At 62.6% G+C, this 18705-nt stretch carries 18 protein-coding genes; 12 read left to right on the top strand and 6 right to left on the bottom strand.

Translation table 11 applies throughout. From position 1 onward, the window contains the following. Window positions 1–194 precede the first annotated feature (194 nt). The 3 genes from D7S89_RS12350 to fabV all read left to right on the top strand — a co-directional run bounded on the left by D7S89_RS12350 (window position 195) and on the right by fabV (window position 3823). Window positions 195–1406 carry a porin gene (locus D7S89_RS12350; protein ID WP_245982845.1) on the top strand — a complete coding sequence of 404 codons (1212 nt, stop codon included), beginning with the start codon at window positions 195–197 and terminating at the stop codon, window positions 1404–1406. Window positions 1407–1529: 123 nt separating this feature from the next. Continuing rightward, a complete protein-coding gene (locus D7S89_RS12345; protein ID WP_121277990.1) occupies window positions 1530–2549 on the top strand; it encodes an AraC family transcriptional regulator in 1020 nt (339 codons plus the stop codon). Between the two features lie 77 nt (window positions 2550–2626). Further along, window positions 2627–3823, top strand: a complete 1197-nt coding sequence (fabV, locus tag D7S89_RS12340) for an enoyl-ACP reductase FabV (protein ID WP_121277989.1) — start codon at window positions 2627–2629, stop codon at window positions 3821–3823. Window positions 3824–3901: 78 nt separating this feature from the next. Here fabV and D7S89_RS12335 read toward each other — a convergent pair whose 3' ends face one another. After that, the gene (locus D7S89_RS12335) at window positions 3902–4336 is read right to left on the bottom strand and encodes a VOC family protein (protein ID WP_121277988.1); all 435 of its coding nucleotides are present in this window, start codon (window positions 4334–4336) and stop codon (window positions 3902–3904) included. Between the two features lie 145 nt (window positions 4337–4481). Between D7S89_RS12335 and D7S89_RS12330 the strand changes: the two genes are divergently transcribed. Then, on the top strand, window positions 4482–5351 hold the full coding sequence (locus tag D7S89_RS12330) for a LysR family transcriptional regulator (protein ID WP_121277987.1): 870 nt from the start codon (window positions 4482–4484) through the stop codon (window positions 5349–5351). Between the two features lie 616 nt (window positions 5352–5967). Here D7S89_RS12330 and D7S89_RS12325 read toward each other — a convergent pair. Together D7S89_RS12325 and D7S89_RS12320 are read right to left on the bottom strand one after the other, a co-directional pair. Continuing rightward, window positions 5968–7860 (bottom strand): hypothetical protein, encoded by a 1893-nt coding sequence (locus D7S89_RS12325; protein ID WP_121277986.1) that lies wholly within the window; start codon window positions 7858–7860, stop codon window positions 5968–5970. A 444-nt stretch (window positions 7861–8304) separates the two neighbouring features. Beyond that, on the bottom strand, window positions 8305–8946 hold the full coding sequence (locus D7S89_RS12320; RefSeq protein WP_121277985.1) for a GNAT family N-acetyltransferase: 642 nt from the start codon (window positions 8944–8946) through the stop codon (window positions 8305–8307). A gap of 282 nt (window positions 8947–9228) precedes the next feature. Here D7S89_RS12320 and D7S89_RS12315 point away from each other — a divergent pair, with 282 nt between their 5' ends. Continuing rightward, on the top strand, window positions 9229–9804 hold the full coding sequence (locus D7S89_RS12315) for a flavin reductase family protein (protein ID WP_121278301.1): 576 nt from the start codon (window positions 9229–9231) through the stop codon (window positions 9802–9804). A 53-nt stretch (window positions 9805–9857) separates the two neighbouring features. Continuing rightward, window positions 9858–10502, top strand: coding sequence for a DUF1345 domain-containing protein (locus D7S89_RS12310; protein ID WP_121277984.1), 645 nt, complete (start codon window positions 9858–9860; stop codon window positions 10500–10502). A 50-nt stretch (window positions 10503–10552) separates the two neighbouring features. On the opposite strand, the gene D7S89_RS12305 is transcribed toward D7S89_RS12310, so the two are convergent. Continuing rightward, window positions 10553–12022, bottom strand: a complete 1470-nt coding sequence (locus D7S89_RS12305) for a cobyric acid synthase (protein WP_121278300.1) — start codon at window positions 12020–12022, stop codon at window positions 10553–10555. Window positions 12023–12138: 116 nt separating this feature from the next. On the opposite strand from D7S89_RS12305, the gene D7S89_RS12300 reads away from it, so the two are divergent. Genes D7S89_RS12300 through D7S89_RS12290 form a run of 3 tightly spaced genes read left to right on the top strand, consistent with a single transcriptional unit; the run spans window position 12139 to window position 14447 of the window. Next, complete coding sequence (locus D7S89_RS12300) at window positions 12139–13143, top strand: CobD/CbiB family cobalamin biosynthesis protein (protein ID WP_425470789.1); 1005 nt, start codon at window positions 12139–12141, stop codon at window positions 13141–13143. Window positions 13144–13158: 15 nt separating this feature from the next. After that, window positions 13159–14220 carry a threonine-phosphate decarboxylase CobD gene (gene cobD / locus D7S89_RS12295; protein WP_121277983.1) on the top strand — a complete coding sequence of 354 codons (1062 nt, stop codon included), beginning with the start codon at window positions 13159–13161 and terminating at the stop codon, window positions 14218–14220. Then, on the top strand, window positions 14217–14447 hold the full coding sequence (locus D7S89_RS12290) for a DUF1289 domain-containing protein (protein ID WP_121277982.1): 231 nt from the start codon (window positions 14217–14219) through the stop codon (window positions 14445–14447). Before cobD ends, D7S89_RS12290 begins: the two co-directional genes overlap by 4 nt. Before the next feature lie 16 nt (window positions 14448–14463). Here the strand turns inward: D7S89_RS12290 and D7S89_RS12285 are convergent, their stop codons facing one another. Both D7S89_RS12285 and D7S89_RS12280 read right to left on the bottom strand, forming a co-directional pair. Beyond that, complete coding sequence (locus D7S89_RS12285) at window positions 14464–15678, bottom strand: CaiB/BaiF CoA transferase family protein (RefSeq protein ID WP_121277981.1); 1215 nt, start codon at window positions 15676–15678, stop codon at window positions 14464–14466. Between the two features lie 16 nt (window positions 15679–15694). Continuing rightward, the gene (locus D7S89_RS12280) at window positions 15695–16876 is read right to left on the bottom strand and encodes an acetyl-CoA C-acyltransferase (RefSeq protein ID WP_121277980.1); all 1182 of its coding nucleotides are present in this window, start codon (window positions 16874–16876) and stop codon (window positions 15695–15697) included. Between the two features lie 115 nt (window positions 16877–16991). Between D7S89_RS12280 and D7S89_RS12275 the strand changes: the two genes are divergently transcribed. The 3 genes from D7S89_RS12275 (at window position 16992) to D7S89_RS12265 (ending at window position 18658) form a co-directional block, all read left to right on the top strand. Further along, window positions 16992–17924, top strand: coding sequence for a LysR family transcriptional regulator (locus D7S89_RS12275; protein WP_121277979.1), 933 nt, complete (start codon window positions 16992–16994; stop codon window positions 17922–17924). A 124-nt stretch (window positions 17925–18048) separates the two neighbouring features. Next, the gene (locus D7S89_RS12270; RefSeq protein WP_121277978.1) at window positions 18049–18264 is read left to right on the top strand and encodes a DUF1653 domain-containing protein; all 216 of its coding nucleotides are present in this window, start codon (window positions 18049–18051) and stop codon (window positions 18262–18264) included. A gap of 85 nt (window positions 18265–18349) precedes the next feature. Then, window positions 18350–18658, top strand: coding sequence for an H-NS family nucleoid-associated regulatory protein (locus tag D7S89_RS12265; RefSeq protein WP_121277977.1), 309 nt, complete (start codon window positions 18350–18352; stop codon window positions 18656–18658). Window positions 18659–18705: the final 47 nt, after the last annotated feature.

Here is an 18705-nt window from a genome sequence, read left to right as displayed (position 1 = left end):
GCAACACGATGCCGCATGCCGCGCGGAACGTTCCGTTATGCGCAATCGCACCGACATGGCCGCGACGCACTCCGAAATGGCCGCTTTTGCCTTGGTATGCCGGAATTTGGCTCCGTAAGTTGTCATCGATCGCATGGCGACCATGCCGTCATGGTCGCAACGAGCCGACGAAGCCGAACCTCGAGGGGTACGCAATGGGGCGTGACAGGCAATGGCGGGTGATGCGCAAGGCGGCAGCCGGTGCGGGCCTGATGCTGTGTGGCGTCGGCGTGGCGCTCGCGCAGAGCAGCGTGACGCTGTATGGCGTGATCGACGTCGGCGTGCGCTATGAAACCCGAGGTGTCTCGTATGGTTCGGACGGCACGCCGGTCTCGACCGGCAACCGTGTCTCTATGACCGACGGTGGTGGCCTCGCCGAAAGCTACTGGGGCATCAAAGGGCAGGAGGATCTCGGCGCAGGCAATCAGGCGGTGTTCGACATCGAGAGCCATTTCGATCCGAGCAGTGGGACCGTCGTGCCGCAAGGGTCGGTCAACTTCTTCGAGGTCTCGTACGTCGGCCTGCTATCGCCCCGATTCGGCGAGCTCACGCTGGGCCGCCAATACAACGTTGCCTTCGAAGGTGTGACGCTCGCCTATGGGTCCAATATGTGGACCGGCGATCAGGATCCCTACGTCAATCTGTTCAAGCCTGAGCAGACGCTGCTGGGCGGCTCGCGGACGAGCAACATGGTGCAATACGACGCGCAGATCGGCCCGCTTGCGATTCTCGCGCAGTACGCGCCGGGCGGACAGGCCGGTGGAGGCGGAGCGGGCAGCCAGGCCGGCTTGGCATTCGCGTGGCTGCCGACCGATGGCCGCTACAAGCTCGACGTGGGCTTCTTGCGAACGCGCGACATGTTCAACAACGCCAAGTTCGACATCTATACGGCAGGCGGATCGGTCAGCATCGGCAAGCTCACGTTCAATGCCGGGTTCATCGGCAACTCGCGCGACAACGACTTCACGTCGTTCGACAACGGCCCGTTCTCGGCGACCGATCTTGCCGGGCTCGGCATCATCTCGCCGGCGCAGGTCGTCGACCCGACGGTGCCTGGCGGCTTCGAGAAGCGGCGCATGGTGCTGGCCGGCATCACGTATCGCGTGAGCCAGGCGTTCACGGTTGCCGTCAACGGCTGGTGGACCAGACAGACCGGATACACGCCCGATTTCGACGGCACGGCCCGGCAGTTTCAGGTCGTCGCCGGCTATAGCCTGTCCAAGCGCGACATGCTGTATGCCGAAGCCGATCGTTCGATCTATCACGGCGGGTTCGTCGGCGCGCAGCTGGTTGGCATTAACGGTCTGTCTCCGTCGACGAGCGTCACGCAAACCGGCGTGATGGTCGGGCTCAGACATTACTTCTAGCTTGCCTGCCAGGCGTGCGGTGGCCGGCGCATCAAGCGTCGGTCGACTGTCGTTTTCACCAAGCGACGCACCCGGCATCGTCCTCCTACACTCGACGTTCGACGGAACATCGAAGGGGCGATCATGCAGAACGGCACGCGCTATACGATGGCGAACTTGCAAGCCTATATGCTGCGATGTCTGGCCGACGTGAGTCCCGGATTCGGCATCGATCCCGAACGATTGTGTCTGGGCCTCGGGTTCGAGGTGGCGGACCTGGCCGACCCCGATTGCCGCCTCTCGTTTCGGCAGGCCAGCGAAATGATTCGCCGCGCCGTGACGCTGGCACCGGGGCGAGGCATCGGGCTCGAAGTCGCCAACCAGGAGACGATCAGCTCCATCGGCCTCGTCGGCTATGCGTTGATGACGAGCCCGACGTTCGGCGACGCGGTGCGTCTCGGCATGAGCCTGCAAAACCATGCGGGTGCCATGCTCGAGTTCGACTGCGTGGAAGAGGGAGCAACCATGTCGGTCGTCGCCGCGAATCGCTTTCACGAACCCGACATCGAAGTCTTTCTCGTGGAAGAGGCGTTCGGCAGCTTCATGACGATTGCGCGCACGTTGGCGGGCGGCGAGTTCAGGCCGTCGAGCATCGATTTCAGCTATGCGTGTCCCGCTTATGTCGCCCAATACGAGCGCACGTTCGACTGCCCGTTGCGTTTCGGGCAGAAGGACAACGTATTCTCTTGCGACCTGGCCTGGGCCAAGCGGCCCATTCCGACCTACGACCCATTGAGCCACCGTCAAGTCTTGAGCTTCTTCGACGAACTGCGGGCGCAGGAGGACGAGGATTCCGAGCTGATCGAGTCGGTCGAGCGCATCGTGCGGCGGGATTTGCGCCGGGCGCCGACGCTCGAGGCCGTCGCCGCTCAGTTGTGCATGAGCGAGCGCACGCTGCGAAGGAGATTGGCGCGCAGCGGCGTGTCGTTTCAGGCGCTGCTCGACGGCGTGCGCCAACGTCGGGCGACTGCGTTGCTGAGCAATCCGAGGCTATCCATCGAGGAGGTCGCTTACGAGGTCGGGTTCAGCGACTCTCACAACTTCCGGCGTGCGTTCAAGCGGTGGACCGGGCATGGGCCGAGAGGCGTGCGGTTCGCGGTATAGCGTTCGAGCAACCTTCTATACAATGCGTGGTTTTTGGGGCCGGCAATCGGTTCGCCAACTTCGAACCAGGGGAATCCATGATCATCAAACCGCGCGTGCGTGGCTTCATTTGCCTGACGACTCATCCGGCAGGCTGCGAGGCCAACGTCAAGAAGCAGATCGAATACGTGACTGCCCATGACCCGATCGTCAGTGGTCCGAAGAAAGTACTCGTGATCGGCGCATCGACGGGCTATGGCTTAGCCGCGCGCATCACGGCCGCTTTCGGTGCCGGTGCCGATACGCTCGGCGTCTTCTTCGAGCGAGCCGGCACGAGCGACAAGCCGGGCACGGCTGGCTGGTACAACACGGCGGCCTTCGAAAAATTCGCGACGGCGAAAGGTCGGTACGCGAGGAGCATCAACGGCGATGCATTCTCGAACGAAGTCAAGCAACAGACGATCGACGTCATCAAGCGCGATCTGGGGCAGGTCGACCTCGTAATCTACAGTCTCGCGGCACCGCGACGCACGCATCCGGTAACGGGGCAGGTGTTCGCGTCGACGCTGAAACCGATCGGCAAGGCCATCGACGTGCGCAGCATCGATACCGACAAGGAAGTCATCAAGGAGACCGTGCTCGAACCCGCTACGCAAAGCGAAATCGACAACACGGTGGCCGTGATGGGCGGCGAGGACTGGCAGATGTGGATCGACGCGCTGCTCGACGCCGGCGTGCTCGCCGAGGGGGCGAAGACCACGGCGTTCACGTATCTCGGCGAGGCGATGACGCGTGACATCTACTGGAACGGGTCGATCGGCGCAGCCAAGAAGGATCTCGATCTGCGGGTGCGTTCGATTCGCGAGAAGTTGGCGGCCAAGGGGGGCGACGCGCGCGTGTCGGTGCTCAAGGCGCTCGTCACGCAGGCCAGCTCCGCCATTCCGATGATGCCGCTGTACCTGTCGCTGCTCTTCAAGGTCATGAAGGAGAAGGGCACGCACGAGGGCTGCATCGAGCAGGTGTATGGGCTCTACCAGGACAGTCTCTACGGCGGTTCGCCTCATATCGATGAGGAAGGCCGTTTGCGGGCGGATTACAAGGAACTCGATCCCGACGTGCAAGCGCGCGTGAAGCAGTTGTGGAGTCAGGTCGACAACGACAACCTCTACGAGACTACGGATTTCGCGGGGTACAAGTCCGACTTCCTGCGTCTGTTCGGGTTCGAGATCGAGGGTGTCGACTATGAGGCCGACGTTAATCCCGAGGTGCCGATTCAGGGCCTCGTTCAGGTCTGAGTTCCGATTGGACTGATTGGGCTGATCGGGCCGCGCCGTTCGCTACCGTTCAGGTACGGGCGCGGCCCTCGCTACGCTTCATTTGGCGAACAACGAGGCCATGTCGGCAAACGCCTTTATCTCGATCGCGTTGCCCGACGGATCGAGGAAGAACATCGTCGCCTGCTCGCCAACCTCTCCCTTGAACCGGACGTGCGGCTCGATGACGAACTTCACGCCGGCTGCACTGAGCCGGTCCGCTAGACCCTGCCACTGATCCATCGACAGCACCACGCCAAAGTGACGCACAGGTACGGCGTCGCCATCGACGGCGCTGGTGCTGTGATGTCCGGCTTCGTCGGGTGCCAGATGCGCGACGATTTGATGGCCGTAAAAGTTGAAGTCGACCCAGTCGTCCGTGCTGCGCCCTTCCGGGCAGCCGAGCAAGTCACCATAAAACGCGCGCGCGGCAGCAATGTCGTGAACGGGGAATGCGAGATGGAAAGGCGGGAGGTGGGTGGGGGTATCGGTCATCGTTCGAACTCTTGCGGAATGGAATGCGAAGGAGGGGCGAGCGTACGCAGGTCCCACTGAGCCAAGTCTATGCTCGACGGAAATCGATGAATAGCGATATATTTTTGTCCTTGGTAGCAAAATTTTTGATCAATGCTCATAGGCCATGTTGCGAGAGCTCAGGACATTTCTGGCAGTGGTGCGTTTCGGCACATTCGCGAGCGCGGGCGCTAACGTCGGTTTGACGCAGTCCGCGGTCAGTGCACAGATCCATCGTCTCGAGGAGGAACTCGGGTTTCCGCTGTTCGATCGGACGGGGAGGGCCGCGACGCTCAACGAAGCGGGGCGCCGGACGGCGGACGTCGCCGAGGAGTTGTTGTCGGTGTACGAGCGGCTTCAGCAGCAAGGTGGTGAGACGCAGCGTTCGGGGCTGCTGCGCGTGGGGGCGATCGCCACGGCGCAGACGTCATTTCTTATCGATGCGATCGCGCGGTTTCGCCGCGATTCGCCGGGGTGGCAAATACGTCTCGTCCCCGGCGTCTCCCTGGACCTGTTGGCCAAGGTGGATGCCGGCGAGTTCGACTGTGCCGTTATCATCAGGCCTCCGTTCGCGTTGCCGCCCGAGTTGAAGTGGCACACGCTGACGACCGAGCCCTACGGATTGCTCGTGCCGCGTGCGTTGCGCAATCGTCCTTGGCGGGAGCTGTTGTCGAGCGAGCCGTTCATTCGTTACGACCGCCATTCGTTCGGCGGCGGTCTCGTCGATCGCTTCTTGCGCAAAATGCGCGTCACGGTGCACGATGCCATCGAGCTCGACGAGTTGCAGGGCATAGTCGGATTGGTCGGCAAGGGTGCTGGTGTCGCGCTGGTGCCGCTCTCGCAAGCGTTGAACATGCCGCGTAACGTCGCCACGTTGTCGCTCGGGACTGATACGTTCGTGCGCGAGATCGGCGTGCTCGAGCGCAGCGCGACGACGCAACGCGATGCGCTGACGAAGCTGCTCGCTTGCATCGAGGACGCAGTCGATCAGGCATGATGGTGGCGATCTTTATGGAATTACCGAAGGAAGCCGAAATGGCGTACTTTCAACCCGTGGCGCTCGAACATGCGAGCCGACTCGTCAATCATGGGTCGACGGTGCACTTGCGCGCCCGATAGTACGTGTTGGAACTGGCCTTCATGCCGATCAGGCACCCGCGTAGATACGAACGTCGTCACTCGAATGCGCTTGAGTTCGATATTTATTTTGCGTATTCGTATTCCACGGTTTATTTTTCGTTGTGCGGCGCAGCGAAAGCGGGGGCAAGTGGTTACCGAGGTGACGCAAAACGGCCGGTTTGCGACACTCGCTGGCGTGCTCTGAGGGACGCTCGAGCGGCTGCTCTGCATTTGCCAACGGACCTTCGAGCGTTGAGTCGAAAAAGCCGACTGCACTGGAGATTCGATCACCCGTTGCACACTCGCACTCAATGGCGAACGTCTTCGAGGTTGCATCACTGTCAAGCCGCCATTTTTCACATCAACAGTACGCTCATCCCTGGGCCATCATCTGAATCCACAGGTTTTCCATCCGATAGTCGATGGGCAAAGGGACCGCTTCGGTCGAAGGTTGCTCGTCCATCTTCGTGGCATTTTTCTTGTGATTAGGTCAGCTACGCGGTGGCCGCATTCGCCGCGTCGCGGTTTGCCAGCATTGATACCAGCAGCGTGTTCTGGTTATTTTCGAGTTCGCTGCGTACCAGTTTGAGCGCGTGTTCCTGCCTGTCGAAGAATTCTCGTGCGCTGCTGAGCGTAGGATGCCGGTGCAATGCCTCCAGAAACGTTGCCAGCACGGTTTTCAGATAGAACTCGAGGTTCGCACACAGCAGCGTCGCGTCGACCATGCGTTGTCCGCTATGCACGATGTCACACCGCGCCCGATAGATCCGCTGCACGTGCCATCGCATCCGGCGCTCGTGGTTCGACAGGGTTTTCAGCAGGGTACCTTTGTTGGTGAACGCCTCAAACAGCCGACGAAGATGAAGTCGCACAAATGGTGAATCCGCGCACGCATGTTCGATCGCATCGCGGTGTACCTGGTCCTGCAGCAGCGTGTAGAAGTCGGCGAGCCCCATGGCCTTGATTTCAATGGGCTTGCCCTTGGCATCCACAAGCGTGAGTTTCAGTTCGTTGACGAGAATATCGCGCAAGGCCACGAGGTGCTTGGGCAGGTAGGAAAGCGTCACAGTCGGCGCGAGCGATTGCTCGACGCCGTTGCCGATGCCGTCACTCCCACTTCCGCTGCCTTTGACCAGATATTCGACAGCCGTCCACCAGTTGACGAGTTTGTTCTCAAAATTTGAGGAGTCTGCCCCAGTCCGGTAGAGCCGGAACGCCGAGTAAATCCTATCCTTCGTCTCGGTCGCAAGCGTTCCGCTGGCCACCAGTTCCTGGAGCCGCCGCATGAACACCTCAAGTTGTGCCGCGCTGAGCGACGAGTCAGGATTGGGCACGCTGCCAGGCAATGGCAGCAGAATATGCTTGCCTGGCTTTTCCACGAGGAACGTGTCTGCGAGTTGGACGTTCTTGCGTTCATAGTCGTAACGGACGACATCCAGCACGCCGGCGATGTGATCGCTGGCAATCGAACCGGCAATGCGGCCATCCTGTGCTTCGACGGTCATCGTCGCAAAGAGCCTCCCGCCAAACGCGCGAGCATACCGCTGCACATAGCCGCTCGACGCGGCGCCGATTGGGGGCGGAGCCGTGGTGAACGCGATTGCGCCGACGTTTGGCGGAAAACTTGTCGGCTTGCTTACGCCATTGATCTGGAACGTGATGCGATAGGGCTTCGGGTCGCCGGTCAACCGCTTGAACACATCGCGCAGTGCATCGGCAAACGCATACGGCCTGCCTGGCGTTCCTGCGGCGGCAGGCAGCAGCATCTCACGGTATAGTTTGAACAGTGAGGGGAAACTCCACCCTTGGTTAACGAGCGTGCTCAACAGGGCTGACAGCACGTTTTCGACCTCCCTGAATTGCGACCCCTGTGCGTCGAACGTCGCCCCGTTGTCTGGAATCGCCAACTCAGTGGTCAGCCATGCGATGCTCCTCGGCACGAAATGCAACTCAAGCGCATGAGCTAGTTCTCGGCCGAAGGCATCGACCAGGAAACGGTTCTTCATTAACTGCGTTCCGGCAAGCTTCGCCGCGTCTGTGCTCTTCCCCCCGTCCTCTGACGCGGTTTTCACAGGCTTGCTGTTGGCCGCTTCCCTGAGCAGCGCAAGAAGCTGAGACGCGACCGGCTGAAAGGCCGAGTCTGTGAGAATGGAAGTGGTCGCAAGAACCTCGCACGCTTCCAGCGCGATCCGGCCGATGTCGGGTTCCTTCGCGTGCTCGACGTCGAACATGCGAAGCAGTTCGCGCGTGACATTTAGCGGGTTCATCGCACGGACGCGGAAGGCGTCCAACGATGCTTCGTGCACGAGGTTGAACCAGCAGTCGCAAAAGAAACGCTGGCGCGAGGACAATGCCTGCACGGTGCTAATCCGGCGGTCGGTGCGCATCAGTTGCCCGAGATGTGGAAAATGGCTATTCTATGCATACAGTCGGCACCCGATGGCGCCGGCGACAGAAAAAAGGGGTCAGGGTTTGTTGGTCTGGACGTCGTTCCGCGGCATTCTCCGCCCCGCCTATACTACGGCCTGCACGCGCAGGCCTTTTTTTGCATGTCTTCGACCGGCGCGCCAACCTGTGTGAAGTTACCTTGCGGCGATGCAGCACGCGGCGCAAGAGGCGCGTTGCCACGCGGCCAGTTGCAGCCGTTCGCCTGTGCGCACAGAGATGCACTCAAACGGCGGCTTCACACAGTTAACTGCCATTGAAGTGTCGCTGGGGTCGAGTGACGCTTGTGGGTCGAAATGAGCCCGCCGAGCAGCGCACGGTTAGCATGCCAAACTTTTGCTATGCAGCAGAGACCGCCGGTATCAACCACCGAATACCGATACCCTTTATTCTTTGACCCGCGTGGCCCCGAAAACATGGCAATCCCGCGCCTCCGGACCAAAAGCCGGGAGAACTGCCCATTTCCTTAGAATTCCCTCGTGCGTCAACCCCAACTTTTCGAGGACTCGTTTGGATCCAATATTTTCCGGATCGCAAAAGGTCCAAATACGTTGCGTATTAGGTGACTTCCACAATGCTTCTAAAGTGGCTTTTCCAGCTTCGGATGCCAAACCTTGTCCCCAAAAACGCTTTCCGATCCCGTAATGAAAATCCGTCTTGTGTCCATCGGGAAACGCCAAAAATAAGCCAATTGGCTCATCTGTTTCGCGTTTTGCTATCACCCAGGAAAATGGTGTCCCGGAGACATTCCACGCCTCGTCACAAAACTTCTGCAGCATGCTGTCTGTTTGAGACACCGTTGAGTGCGGTTTCCGCTGCAAAAAGTGGGAACAGTCCACATCGCTAGTGTAGTTGGAGAACAGAGTCTTGGCGTCGCCTCTTTGGGCTCTGCGTAGATGTAGGCGCTCTGTTATAAGTGCGGTCCGTTCAGGCAAAGAATATTTGCTGGCGGGTGCCTCACTATTATCGGCGGTCGAATTTTTTCTGAGGGTTAGGTCGCGCATCGACTTCTCGGTGAGTTTTTCCAAAGCCCCCCCCCTGTTTGGAATGCATGTTGAGCCTGCGCTTCTGGTGGCACCCTAGCGAAGGCTGTCTCGAGCATGAAAGCTCGTTAAATTATTTACCATAATCAGGCGTCGCGCAGCCTGTTTGTCGCGCGGGGCCGATACGTTCATGCGCTAGATCGGCGTGCACGCGTGCAGCGCGACGACGCAACGTGAGGCGCAGACGAAGTGGCTCGCTCGCATCGAGGGCGTACCCGATCAGGTACGATGGCCGCCATCTTTACCGAATTACCGAAGGAAGTTCATATGGCGTACTTTCAACCCGTAGCACTCGAACACGCGAGCCGACTCGTCAATCATGGACCGACGGTGCTCGTGACGAGCGCGAGTGACGGCCGACGCAACGTGATGGCGGCGGCATGGTCGATGCCGGTCGAGTTCACACCGCCGCGCATCGCGGTGGTCATCGACAAGAAGACGTTCACGCGCGAACTCATGATGGAGAGCGGCACGTTCGGCATCTGCGTGCCGGGTTCGGCGTTGATGGACATCACCTATGCCGTTGGCTCGGAGAGCGGGCGCGACGTCGACAAATACGCCAAGTACGGCATCACGCCGACAACAGGCCCGGTGCTGGGACTGCCGCTCATCGAGACTGGCTGCGCGGCATGGCTGGAATGCAAGCTGATCAGCGAGCCGCATACCGAAGAGGCGTACGACACCTGCTTCGGCGAAGTCGTGGCGGCTGCCGCCGATAGCCGCGTGTTCGACCGCGGACACTGGAAATTCGACGATTCGAACGCATCGCTTCATACGATTCACCACCTGGGCGCGGGCAACTTCGTGCGCGTGTCGGGTATGGTGGCGGCGAAGCGTTTGTAAAGTCGCGATACCGCGGTACATTCCCATCCCCGCAACCAGAAAGATAGAGAACAATGCGTCGTTTCCTGAGCAACCGCCCGCGCATCTTCATCGGCGTGATCTTCGGCATCCTCGTCTACCTGCTCGAGCCGTGGCACCTGCGGCCCATTCAACGCGCACTGCTGGGCTGGGACGCCGGCATGTGGCTGTTTCTGGTCATGATCTGGTTCAGGATGGTGACGGCCAGCCCCGACGAAGTGCAACGCGTGGCGGAGCGCGAAGACGAAGGCGCGACGACGGTGCTCACCCTCATCACCGGCGCCGCCGTCGCGAGCATCGCGGCAATCATCGTCGAGCTCGCCACTGCAAAGGGGCTGGGCCCGCGCGCGGCAAGCATCAACTATGGGCTGACGGCCGCCACGATGATCGGCGCATGGCTGCTGATTCCGACTATCTTCACGCTGCAATATGCGCGCTACTATCACCAGTCCGGCGATAAGACGTCGCTCAAGTTCCCCGATCAGGACGAGCCGCTAGACTACTGGGACTTCCTCTACTTCTCGTTCACGATCGCGGTGGCCTCGCAGACGTCCGACGTCTCGCTCTGTTCGCGTGAGGCGCGCCGCACGGCGCTCGTGCAATCGATCCTGTCGTTCTTCTTCAATGCCGCGGTGCTGGGCCTGTGCGTCAACATCGCCGCTGGCCTCGTAGGCTCGTAATGGCAAGGCCCGGCTGTGCGCCGCCTCGTATCATCGCGTCGCTGCTCCGTTTATCCGACGACACGCCACAGCGCATCCATATCGACACTCGCAGCGACCTCGTCGGCAAGCCGTTCGATCGAGGCGAGCCGGCGCGCGTCGTGGTCGATGCGCTCGGCCTCACGCAGCCCGGCCCAGCTCAGCAGCGCCTGGCATGCATCGGGCGCATCGAAGAGGCCATGCAGGTAAGTCGCGAGGATCTGGCCGTCGTCGGACAACGCCCCTTCGGCGCGCAGGGTGCCGTCTCTAGCACGCAGCCACATGGCTGGCCGTGCGAGGGCCGGGCCGTGCGTCGCCCCCATGTGGATTTCGTAGCCACGTACCGGCGCATCGTCGAACGCAAGCGTGCCTTGCGTCGTGACGAGCTGCTTCTCGGCTTCGAGCGTCGTCGTGAAGTCAAGCAAACCGAGCGCGCGCGCGCGTTCGACGCCGCTCTCGATGCCGTGCGGGTCCAGCAATTCGCGGCCCAGCATCTGCATGCCGCCGCAAATACCGATCACCTTGCCGCCGTAGCGAAGGTGGCGATAAAGGTAGGGTTCCCAACCCTGTTCTCGCAGCCAGGCGAGGTCGCGCTGCACGCTCTTGCTGCCGGGCAGCACAACGAGATCGGCGGCGGGCAGCGGCTCGCCGGCCCGCACGTAGCGGAAGTCGACTTGCGGGTGGGCGCGCAAGGCGTCGAAGTCGGTGTGGTTGCTGATGCGCGGCAACGCAGGCACGACGACGCGAATGGCATCTTCGCGCTGGGCTTGCGTGCGGCGCGCGGCGGGCAGCATGTCCTCGGCATCGAGCCACAGGCCGGGTACGAACGGCACCACACCGAACACGGGCTTGCCCGTGCGTGCCTCGACCCAGTCGATGCCGGGCTTGAGCAATGCGACGTCGCCGCGGAACTTGTTGATGACGATGCCTTTCACGCGCGTGCGCTCGGCCTCGCTCAAGCACGCGAGCGTGCCGACGATCTGTGCGAACACGCCGCCGCGATCGATGTCGGCCACGAGCACGACGGGACAGTCGGCGGCTTCGGCGAAACCCATGTTCGCGATGTCGCCCTCGCGCAGGTTGACCTCGGCGGGGCTGCCGGCACCTTCGACGACCACGAGGTCGCTCTTGGCGCGCAACCGTTCGAACGATTCGAGCACGGCTTGCATCGCCACGGGCTTGTACGCGTGATAGGCGCGGGCATCGAGATTGCCGCGCGCGCGGCCGTGCACGATGACTTGTGCGCCGATGTCGCTGTTCGGTTTGAGCAGCACCGGGTTCATGTCGATCTCGGGGGCGAGCCCTGCAGCGAGCGCTTGCCAGGCCTGCGCGCGACCGATTTCGCCACCGTCGACGGTGACCGCGCTGTTGAGCGACATGTTCTGCGGCTTGAACGGCGCCACGCGTTTGCCGGCACGCACCGCAAGCTTGCACAGCGCGCCCACGAGCGTGCTTTTTCCCGAGTCGGAGCTCGTTCCTTGAATCATCAATGCGCGGGACATCGAAGCATTCCTGGTGGTGTGGCGAGTGCGGCACGGCGCGCGCACGGAAGCGGGCACATAGCCCGCGCGAATGGGCCGCATTATGTCATCGTCGCGCATGAGCAGGAGGCCAAGCGATGATCGGAACGCTTTCGATCGCGGCCGTCTGCGCGCTCGCGTTTGCGGGTGTGGCGCTCGACAGGTTGTGGGGCGAGCCGCGTCGCGCGCATCCGCTGGTCGGCTTCGGGCGCGTGGCAAAGCGTCTAGAGGCGACGATGAATCCCGATCACGATGCGGGCCATGCCGATCCCGATGACGATGAGAACGGCGTGCCTGCCCGGCGTGCGTCATCGGTTGCGACACGCGTGCGTGGGGTCCTCGCTTGGCTCGTCGCCGTGGCGCCGCCCGTTGCGCTGTCGGCAATCGCCGTGCATGTGCTGCCTGTTGCGCTGGCCTGGGCACTGCACGCGCTGTTGTTGTGGTTTGCCCTTGGCGCACGCAGTCTTGCCGATCACATCGCGCCCGTCGAGGCGGCGCTCATCAAAGGCGACCTCGCCGACGCACGCATGCTGACATCACGCGTGGTCACGCGCGATCTGTCCGATGCCGACGAAGCAGCCGTCGCGCGCGCAGCGATCGAATCGGCGCTCGAGAACGGCAACGACGCGGTCTTCGGCGCGCTGTTCTGGTTCGTCGTCGCGGGCGGGCCCGGTGCGCTCGCGTTTCGTCTCGCAAACACGCTCGACGCGATGTGGGGCTATCGCACGCCGCGTCTGCGCTATTTCGGCTGGGCTGCGGCGCGGCTCGACGACGTTGCCAATTACGTGCCCGCGCGTTTGACAGCACTCACTTACGCCTTGTGCGGCGATGCGCGCACGGCGTTGCGTTGCTGGCGTATGCAGGCGCCAGCATGGGACAGCCCGAACGCTGGGCCCGTGATGGCGAGTGGCGCCGGGAGCCTCAACGTTGCCTGCGGCGGCGCGGCTCGCTATCACGGCGTCGACGAGGCACGGCCAATGCTTGGCGCTGGCGCGCCCCCGCTTGCGCGCGACGTGGGCCGTGCGCTGACGCTCGTGAAGCGCTCGCTCGCCGTCTGGCTGGCCGTGCTTGCAGTCGCGGCGGCTGCATCCGCTTTCATTTGAGTTGAACAAGAGATCATGTTGGACACCGCTCATCCTCCTCTAGTGCCGCACGGCGGCAATCTCGGCTATGCCGTGCGCCGCTATGGCATCGCGCGCGAGCACTGGATCGATTTGTCGACGGGTATCAACCCGCGCGGTTATCCGGTACCGGCCATCGACCCACAGGCATGGTTGCGTCTGCCCGACGACGACGACGGCCTCGAAGACATCGCCGCGCAACACTATGGTGCCTCGCGCGCACTGGCGGTGGCCGGCACACAGGCGGCCATCCGCATGTTGCCTGCGATACTGCCGGCCGGGCCGATCGGTGTCGGCTTGCTGACCTACGGCGAATACGCGCCGGCCTTCGCGCAAGCGGGGTTTCGTGTCGAACGTTTCGTGACCGAGGTGCTTGCCGATAGCGGCGCGCAAGCGGACTTCGTGCTCGAGCCGAGGCGTGCGCTCCCGACACACCTCAAGCACCTCGTCATCGTGAATCCCAACAATCCCGGCACGGAACTGTTCGAGCCGGAAGTATTGCTGGGCTGGCATCGGCAATTGGCCGCGCGTGGGGGCACGTTGATCGTCGACGAAGCGTTCGTCGAAGCGGTGCCGGGTTTTAGCGTGGCCTCGCAGGTCGACGTCGAAGGTCTCATCGTGCTGCGCTCGATCGGCAAGTTCTTCGGCATGGCCGGTGCGCGTGCGGGGTTTGTGTTGGCGAGTGCGTCGGTCGATCGAGCGATGCGCCACGCACGTGGTCCGTGGACGGTCGCCGGCCCCGCGCGTGCGGCCGTGCGCGCGGCGCTGCTGGACGGGGGCTGGCAACGCGAAACGCGCACCTATCTGGCCGAGGCCAGCGCAAGGCTCGCAAGTAGGCTCACGCAACATGGATTGAGCGTGCGTCATACGCCGTTCTTTGCGTGGGTATGCGATGCCGATGCGGAGCGCAGACAGGACGCGCTTGCGCGTCACGGCGTGTGGGTGCGTCGCTTCGACGTCGTGCCGGGCTTGCGGTTTGGATTGCCTGCCGATGAGCTCGCATGGGACAAACTCGATGCGGCGTTGCGCGCGGCATGTGACAAGGAGAACGCACGATGATCGATGACAGCTTGGAAGCGCTGTGCGCCGCGCGAGCGCGTGCCGTCGCTTTGGCGACCGAGTTGCGGCCCATCGGCTCACCGTGTTGCGGCGTGTGCCGGCTCGATCGCGAGACCGGCTACTGCGAAGGCTGCCTGCGCACGCGCGACGAGATCAAGGCATGGAAGACGATGACCGATGACGACAAACTGCGCGTCTTGAGCGTGCTTTCGGCGCGCAGCGATTGAGCCACACAGCGAGCCATCAAATCACGCCTTGCGCCTTCAGTTCGGCAATCTTGTCGGCGCTCAAGCCGAGCCGTGCTTCGAGGATCTGCTGGGTGGCATTGCCGAGCGGCGGCGGCGCATGACGGATCGGCATGCGCATGCCGTCGAAGCGGTAGGGCGGCGCGAGCACGGGTGTGCTGCCGGCCTCGGGGTGTGGCTGCATCGTGACGAGCCCGCCCGCCAGCGCGCGCGGCGAGGTCAATGCTTCATTGAGGCCGGCTACTTCGCCGCACGGGATGCACGCTGCGCTCAAGCGTGCCAGCAATTCTCGGCGTGGACGGCTTCTCAGTTCGCGATCGATTTCGGCCACCAGCACGGCCCGGTTCGCCGAGCGCTCGAGGTTGGTCTTGAAGCGCGCGTCATCGGCGAGATCGGGGCGTTCGATGACCTCGCGGCAAAACCGCTCGAACTGGCTGTTGTTGCCGACCGTGATGACGAGCGGACCATCGGCCGCATCGAACACGCCATAGGGGATGATCGACGGATGCGCGTTGCCGTAGCGCGGTGGGTCTTCGCCGCCCACGAGCGCCTCGAGGCCGTAGTAGGCCGTGATCATGAGACCGCAATCGAACAGCGCCATTTCGATGTGGCGTCCCTTGCCCGTGCGTTCGCGTTCGTATAACGCAGCCAGTACGGCTTGAGCCGCGTACATGCCCGTGAACAGATCGACAGCCGCCACGCCGAATTTCAGCGGCGGCCGGTCGGCTTCGCCGTTCAGTGCCATGAGGCCCGCCTCGCCCTGCACGACGAGGTCGTAGCCGGGACGTGCCGCTTCGGGACCGGTGCGGTCGTATCCCGAGATCGAACAATAGATGAGTCCGGGATGGTCGCTGCTCAGTTCCGCGTAGCCGAGGCCCATCTTCTCTGCGCCGCCGAACTTGAAATTCTGGATCACGACGTCGCTTTGTCGTGCCAGTTCGCGCGCGATCTGCTGGCCCTGCGGCGATTGCAGGTCGAGCGTCATCGATTCCTTGTTGCGGTTCACGCTGTTGAAATAGGTCGTCTGCGTCGAGCCGACCCGGATGCCCCAGTCGCGCGTATCGTCGCCGCGCTCGGGATGCTCGACCTTGACAACCTCGGCGCCGAGATCGGCCAACACCATTGCGCACCACGGCCCGGCCAGGACGCGCGACAAATCGAGGACTCGCACACCGGCGAGCGGCAGGGCGCGTGGCTGAACGGTGTCGCTCATTGATTGATCTCCGGGATCAGTAGATATCGAACAAGGCGGCGGCACCCATACCGCCCGCGATACACATGGTAACGACGGCACGCTTCGCGCCGCGGCGGCGGCCTTCGAGCAGCACATGGCCCGCCAGGCGCGCACCCGTCATACCGAATGGATGGCCGACGGAGATGGCCCCGCCGTCGACGTTGAGCAACGCTTCGGGAATGTCGAGCTGCTGCCGGCAATAGATGGCCTGCGACGCAAACGCCTCGTTGAGTTCCCACAAGTCGATGTCGGCCACCTTGAGTCCGTGGCGCGCGAGCAGCTTCGGCACCGCGTGGATGGGCCCGACGCCCATTTCGTCGGGCTCGCAGCCGGCGATCGCGAGGCCGCGGAAGGCGCCGAGCGGTTCGAGGTTGGCGCGCTCGGCCGCTTTCGCTTCCATCAACACGCAGGCCGATGCGCCGTCGGACAGCTGAGACGAGTTGCCGGCGGTGACGAACTGATCGGGGCCCCTGACGGGGGCCAGCTTGGCGAGCGTTTCATAGGTCGTGCCGGGGCGGTTGCAGGTGTCGGCCGAGACCGTCACCTCGCGCTCGTGCACGTCGCCGGTTTCCTTGTCAGTCATGGCCATCGTCGTCGTGACGGAGACGATCTCCTCATCGAAGCGGCCTGCCAGCTGCGCTTGCGCGGTCTTGCGCTGGCTCTCGACGGAGAAACGGTCTTGCGCTTCGCGGCTGATGCCGTAGCGACGCGCGACGATGTCGGCCGTTTCTATCATCGACAGATAGAGCTCGGGCTTGTGCTCGACGATCCACGGGTCGATGCCCGTCAGGCCATCCTCGCGCGTGCGGATGCCCGAGATGCTTTCGACGCCGCCTGCGATCATGGCCGGTGCGCCGTCGATTATGATGTGGCCCGCTGCGATCGCGATCGCTTGCAGGCCCGACGCGCAGAAGCGGTTGACGGTGGCGCCCGCGATCGAGATCGGCAAGCCGGCGCGCACGACGGCCTGCCGCGCGACGTTGCGGCCGGTCGTCCCTTCGGGATAGCCGCAGCCGAGGATCGCGTCCTCGATCAACTGTGGGTCGATGGCGGCCCGTTCGACCGCGGCGCGCACGGCGAACGCGGCGAGCGTCGGGCCCGGCGTGATGTTGAATTCGCCGCGATGCGCTTTGGTCAGCGGCGTACGGGCGGTGGAGACGATGACGGCTTCGCGCATGATGAGGTCCTCGGATGAGCGAGACGATGCGAAGCAGTGTCGCCGTGCGAACGTTCGTTGACAATCCCATTGCTCATTGACAGACTGTCAAAATCTATTTGACGGTCCGGATGCAATGGACGTAAACGCCTTGACCCTGCTCGTCGAGATTCTCGATGCGGGCAACCTTAGCGAAGCCGCGCGCCGGCTCAAGATGACACGTGCGAACGTCAGCTATCACCTGAATCAGCTCGAACGGTCGATCGGGCTGCAACTGGTGCGGCGTACCACGCGCCGCGTCGAGCCGACCGAGGTCGGTCTGCGGCTCTACGAGCATGGCCGCACGATCCAGAATGCGCTGCTGGCGGCGCAGGAGTCGGTGTCGCAGCTGGGCCAGAGCTTGCAGGGGCGGGTGCGGCTCAGCGTGCCGAGCGGCTATGGGCAGCTCGTGATGTCGAAGTGGCTGATCGCGTTCAAGCGGCTCTATCCCGACATCGTGCTCGACGTGATGTTCGAAAACCGCGTCGATGATTTGTTGCGCGATGAGGTCGACATCGCCGTGCGCGTGATGTCGGAGCCGCCGCAGAACGTCGTGGCGCGTGATATGGGTTCGGTCCGCTACGTGGCCTGCGCGTCGCACGAGTATGCGAAGGCGCACGGCATGCCGGAACAGCTCGACGCTTTGCGGACTGCACCGCTGATCACGTCGGCCGTGGTGGGCCGGCAGTTGCGCGTGGCGGCTTATCTGGGGGGCGAGCGGCATGAGGTACTGCTCGAGCCGTCGATCATTTCGGAGAACTTTCTTTTTCTTCGTGAGGCGATTCTTGCCGGGCTCGGCGTCGGGATCGTGCCCGACTACGTCGTGCAGGAAGACCTGCGGCGCGGCGAAGTGGTGACGACGCTCGATGCATGGCGACTCAGCATCTTCGGCACTCAGATGTACATGCTTTACATGCCCAATCGTCATCAGACGCTGGCCGCATCGACGTTCATCGAGTTCATTCTTGGTGCTGCGAGTGAAGCGGGGCGTGGTGAGGGGAAGCGTGTGGGGGGTTCATCCGTCGATTGACGAAGAAGACGGTCTGTGGGATTTGTGGCAATCCAATCATCGCTCCGCTTGATTCGCCCGTTAGACGGGCGCTTTCTGGGCAATACGGGGACGGGACTGCTTGTGATGGAGGCTAGGAAAAGATATGGCAACGCGTTATCGACACTACAAGGGTGGCATCTACGAACTCGTGTGCGAGGCTACGATGGAGGCGGACCATACGCCGATCGTCGTGTATCGGGCGGCTAACGGCTCGATTTGGTGTCGACCGAAGGCGGTGTTCTTCGAACTTGTAGACGTGGACGGAGTGCAAGTCCAACGTTTCCAAGCGATACCCGATCTCCCTGTGGGCGACGACTGAACAACGGCCGTCGGCCTGGCGTGATACGCGTATGGGTATATCGACGCAGCGTTGAATTTGGACAAGGAAAAATGGAAAGCACGCTATGGTGAAGGGCAAAATTCCAGACGAAGAGGCGCGCGAACGGCTGATCCTCTGGATTCGGCGTCGCATGGCCGAGTTCGGGATCACCCCGCAAGCCCTTGCCGACTCGATCCAGCACGATCTGGATCACCGCCCCCTGTACCGCGACGCGCGCGGGAACGAGTGGAACGGACAAGGAGAGATGCCCGATTGGCTGCGCGCCGCAAAGAATGCGGGTGTGAGTCCCGACTTCTTCCGCATCGACCCAACGCGCCAAGATGCAGCCGCCAGCAGCAAGATAGACCCGCGCCAACTCGACCTTTTCTTCTAGCCGTCGATAGGATGACAAACGCGTCCACAAAACCTATCGCGCTGTGC

Origin of the sequence: Trinickia fusca, from assembly GCF_003628145.1 — a bacterium.
GTDB classification, from domain to species: domain Bacteria; phylum Pseudomonadota; class Gammaproteobacteria; order Burkholderiales; family Burkholderiaceae; genus Trinickia; species Trinickia fusca.
This window is presented reverse-complemented; position numbering and strand designations above follow the sequence as displayed.